General features: G+C 40.8%; 4 protein-coding genes and 1 pseudogene. 2 read left to right on the top strand and 3 right to left on the bottom strand.

Going from position 1 to position 4,071, the window contains the following annotated elements; genetic code table 11:
* Positions 1-158: 158 nt before the first annotated feature.
* Positions 159-254, top strand: a pseudogene (locus U9O96_07860) (cobalamin biosynthesis protein CbiM).
* 281 nt (positions 255-535) lie between these two features.
* Here U9O96_07860 and U9O96_07855 read toward each other — a convergent pair.
* The 3 genes from U9O96_07855 to U9O96_07845 all read right to left on the bottom strand — a co-directional run bounded on the left by U9O96_07855 (position 536) and on the right by U9O96_07845 (position 3,821).
* A complete protein-coding gene (locus U9O96_07855; GenBank protein MEA2054999.1) occupies positions 536-835 on the bottom strand; it encodes a hypothetical protein in 300 nt (99 codons plus the stop codon).
* A 40-nt stretch (positions 836-875) separates the two neighbouring features.
* Positions 876-2,879 (bottom strand): sodium-translocating pyrophosphatase, encoded by a 2,004-nt coding sequence (locus U9O96_07850; GenBank protein MEA2054998.1) that lies wholly within the window; start codon positions 2,877-2,879, stop codon positions 876-878.
* Positions 2,880-3,011: 132 nt separating this feature from the next.
* Positions 3,012-3,821: a tyrosine-type recombinase/integrase gene (locus tag U9O96_07845; protein MEA2054997.1), complete on the bottom strand. Its 810-nt coding sequence runs from the start codon at positions 3,819-3,821 to the stop codon at positions 3,012-3,014.
* 10 nt (positions 3,822-3,831) lie between these two features.
* Between U9O96_07845 and U9O96_07840 the strand changes: the two genes are divergently transcribed.
* Positions 3,832-3,972 carry a hypothetical protein gene (locus U9O96_07840; protein MEA2054996.1) on the top strand — a complete coding sequence of 47 codons (141 nt, stop codon included), beginning with the start codon at positions 3,832-3,834 and terminating at the stop codon, positions 3,970-3,972.
* Positions 3,973-4,071: the final 99 nt, after the last annotated feature.

Here is a 4,071-nt window from a genome sequence, read left to right as displayed (position 1 = left end):
GACCCGAAAACTCTGTTTTCCATCCCTCGTTTTCCTCCATCTGAAAATTTTAGAGGAATAGATTGTTTCTTCTCGTCACCCGAGGAGAAACAATTAGGTTACAAAATGGAGCTTATTCGTAGAGACTGACTTTTTAAAAAAAGTAATATAGGTGATATGATGCATATCTCGGCCCGCTTACGTGTGCGGCAATGTATATTATAATGTTGCCAATATGGTGGATGGCAGCAAAAGTGGCAAAGGAAAAGTTGGATTTGAATTTCTGGGATTTTTTTACCAATTTTCTGCCGTTCTGAAAATTGGGAGGGTTTTTGTGTCTGCCGACACAAAAATTAAGGCTGAGAAGAAGGATTTTCATCTCACCTTCGGAGATACTGAAATAGAAGGCGTTGTCAAGTTAGGCAGAAAATATCATCAACTCAAAAGGAATGAAAAATATCGCTAAATGCATTTAACTTGGCATTCTCATAGAATACGGCCAAAATCTTATACCAAAACAAATGTTCTACCCATAGCAAAAACGAGTAAGTTGAAATCATGCACGGATTTTCTCTTTGAGTGCTTTCAAAAGGCTGATAACATTCCCTGCCCCATTCAAAAATAGGATATATTCTCTTTTATCTGTTGATATACTCATTTTTTTAAAAATCCTTCCGACGATTTTTATCTCGGTTATTGAATCAATTTCTATATCAATGCATTTTTTGCGGGCAAGTGGCTGGAACGATAACCTTTTGTTCGTTATAAAAAGTGTTCCAATACCCCTCGATTTTCCGGAACGTATGTTTACTTTTCTCCGAAGCAGAATTTTTTCTTTTCCTTTGAGGGATATCACGTATGAATATGGCAATGCCGATTTAAATTTTTATTCCCACCTACAGAAATTTGAGGAAAAGGGGCAGAAATACGAGGGAAACTATTGACATGAGCTTTATGAGAATATTTAACGACGGACCTGATGTATCTTTACAAGGGTCGCCGACCGTATCACCCACAACAGCAGCCTTGTGTGCATCGCTGCCCTTTCCGCCCAGATTGCCGGATTCTATGTACTTCTTCGCATTGTCCCATGCACCTCCCGCATTGACAAGAAATATTGCAAGTAAGAATCCTGATGCTGTTGCACCTGCCAGGAGACCAACAAGGGCGCTTATATTCCATATGCCAACTATCAACGGAGCTGAAACTGCAATAATCACTGGAAGAATCATCTCCCTCAATGCCCCCTTTGTTGCTATCTTTACACAGCTTTCATAGTCAGGCTTTCCCTTCCCTTTGAGTATGCCGAGTTCTTTAAACTGCCGTCTAACCTCATCCACCATTTTCTCGGCGGCTCTTCCGACAGCCCCCATGGTAAGCGCGGAGAAAAGGAACGGAAGCATGGCACCGATGAAAAGCCCTGCCATTACTTCAGGTTCTGTAAGCGATGTGTTTACGGCAATGCCTTTGCTTTCCACGGATCTTACAAAAGTAAAGACTAAAGCAAGGGCTGTTATTGCAGCGGAGCCTATTGCAAAACCTTTTCCCATGGCTGCAGTTGTGTTACCGACGGCATCCAGCCCTTCGGTTTTTTTTCTTATTTCATCTCCCATTTCAGCCATTTCGGCTATACCGGCGGCATTGTCAGCAACCGGGCCATAGCAGTCAGTGGCAAGGGAAATGCCGAGAGTGGAAAGCATGCCCACTGCTGCAAGGGCAATACCGTAAAATTCTGCAAAGTTATACGCCAGAACCATTGCAATGCATGTAGCTATTATCGGGATAAATACGCTCATCATGCCGATCGAAAGTCCCTGGATGATGTCCGTTGCTGCACCCGTCTGGGCAGCCTCGGCTATTTTTTTTGCGGGGAGCCGCTGGTCGGATGTGAAATATTCCGTGGCCAACCCTATGATTATGCCGTCCACCAATCCAACAAAAATTGCATAGAAAGGATTGAATGAATTCATCGTGTAGTAAGTGGTAATAAAGGCTAGGATTGAAAAGATGATGGCCGATCCGAATAAGCCGTTTCTCATGGCGGTATACGCATTTTTTTCACTCCTTACAAATGAGAGGGCTATGATTGATGAGAATATACCTATTGATGCAATTAAGAGTGGATATACTGCTTCGGAGGCTTTGGCAGAATACCCGACAAGTATTGCAAGTGCTATTGAGGCTATGATGGAATCCACATAAGATTCAAATAAATCTGCACCCATTCCGGCTACATCTCCCACATTATCTCCCACATTGTCTGCTATGACAGCAGGGTTGCGCGGATCGTCTTCCGGTATGCCGGCTTCTACCTTCCCGACAATGTCCGCCCCAACATCAGCCGACTTTGTGTAAATGCCGCCTCCAACCCTTGCAAACAATGCAATGCTGCTTGCCCCGAAGCCAAAGCCAAACAGAATGCTGGAAAGACCTGCATTATCAACAAATATCCAGTAGAAAATGAAAACGCCAATTACTCCAAGACCCACAACAGAGAGACCCATTACCGCGCCTGAAGAAAACGCTATTCTCAATCCGTGGCCGAAGCTTTTTTTGACTCCCTCCGCAGTCCTTGCATTTGCTTTCGTTGCAACTCTCATGCCTATGTTGCCCGCAAGCCCGGAAAAAATAGCGCCCACAAGAAAAGAAAGAGCTACCTCCCTCGGCAGATCTGTATAAAATGAAGTGACCAGAATCACTGCCATAACCACAACCACGAATATGGATATCGTTCTGTATTCCTCATTCAGAAACGTCATCGCTCCTCTGTGTATGCTTTCCGACAATTCTTTCATTCTTTTGTTGCCCTGAGGTTTGGACAAAATAAAATACGTGAGATATATGGCAAACAGAATGGCAACAACTCCTGCCAAAGGTGGTACAACACTTGCCTCAATCATGGGGAGGGGAATACACAACGATATTTAAATATTGGGCAAATTTATAGTGGTGCATCTTCAGGGTTCGGGTGGCACAAAATAGCGGAAAAAATAAATTACATGGTGACGGGAGAAAGAAAGGAGATACGGTAATTATAGCAAGCTTGCAAGATTCTTAATATCCTTATTTGCCACATGAGTATAGATTTGGGTGGTTTGCAAATTTTTATGACCGAGTAATTGCTGGATGTATCTTATGTCTGCTCCTGCTTCAAGCAAATGTGTGGCAAAAGAATGCCTTAGAGTATGAGGAGTCACTTTCTTTTCTATTCCTGCTTTCTTAGCAGATCTATTCACTATTTGTTGAATCGTCCTTTTGTTGTATTTTCCGCCCCTTTGAGAAACGAATATTATGCCTTCTTTCTTTATGCCACGTACATTCAACATTTCCTTTAATTTTGGATGGAAAAATACAACTCTTTCTTTTTCTCCTTTAGCAACTTTTACATGAATAACATCTCTATCAAAATCTATGTCCTGCCATTTTAGATTTATGACTTCATCTAACCGCAAACCAGCATAATAAAGGAACGTTAAAACAAGTTTGTGTTTGAGATTAAGTGTTAATTCTATCATCTTCCTGATTTCTTCCTTGTTTAACACAACGGGTAATTTTGTTTTCTTTTTCACCAACGGCAATTTTTCATCAAAACTCTCATGCAAAACATTTTCATAGAAAAATTTCAACGCAAAATATGCTTGCCTCATTGTGGATCTGCTTTTGCCAGAATGGGAGAGAAGAAAATTTCGTGGCGTTTGACCAGATTTGAGGAATCTTTTTACAACAGAAATGTATGCTTTTCCTGTTTGATAAGAATATTTTCTCAGTTTTATTTCCTCAATGAGTTTTCCCACAAGCTTGTACCTTTCACGTGGGGTAAGATTTTTAAGGTTTAAATTCATATCATAGTGAATGCAATCAAAAATTAAAATATTTCGCTTTAACAATAAAATAGAGGATTATGCGAATAAAAAGCTCGGATATTCTGAGTTATATGAAATTCGGCTTGGCGGATGGACAACAAAATTAATAAAATCAAAAACATATAGGTGAACATAATGAGAACATTTTACCAGACAAAACAAGCAAATTTGTTCGGGGAAAAGACCCTCGAACAAAAATACTTAGAATTAATCAATGGAGAGTATAACT

It is taken from the genome of Candidatus Thermoplasmatota archaeon (assembly GCA_034660695.1).
Lineage (GTDB): Archaea > Thermoplasmatota > E2 > UBA202 > DSCA01 > JAYEJS01.
The sequence above is the reverse complement of the archived record's forward strand: the minus strand, read 5'-3'. Positions and strand labels throughout refer to the sequence as shown.